The 224-nt window shown below is 64.3% G+C and carries 1 protein-coding gene; it reads right to left on the bottom strand.

All coding sequences use genetic code 11. The annotated features are described in order from the left end of the window. A partial coding sequence (locus ACNQO6_RS18555; protein WP_440209928.1) for a cation:proton antiporter domain-containing protein occupies positions 1-224 on the bottom strand: 224 nt, incomplete at both ends.

Genomic DNA, 224 nt, shown 5'->3' with positions numbered 1-224 from the left:
AGGGCGTCCGTGGGCGACAGCACGGCGGCGAGGGCGAAGGAAGCCGCCAGGGGAATTTCCGGGATCAGCAGGTGGATGAAATAGCCGGCGCCGACCACGGTGAAGAACACCAGGCCGAACGCCATCATCAGGATCGGCCAGCGCATCCGCCAGACTTCCCGCTTGGGAATACGCCAGCCGTCGACGAACAGCAGCGGCGGAATGAACAGGAAGAGGAACAGCTC

Origin of the sequence: Acinetobacter calcoaceticus (genome assembly GCF_051947995.1) — a bacterium.
GTDB lineage: Bacteria > Pseudomonadota > Gammaproteobacteria > Pseudomonadales > Moraxellaceae > Acinetobacter.
This window is presented reverse-complemented; position numbering and strand designations above follow the sequence as displayed.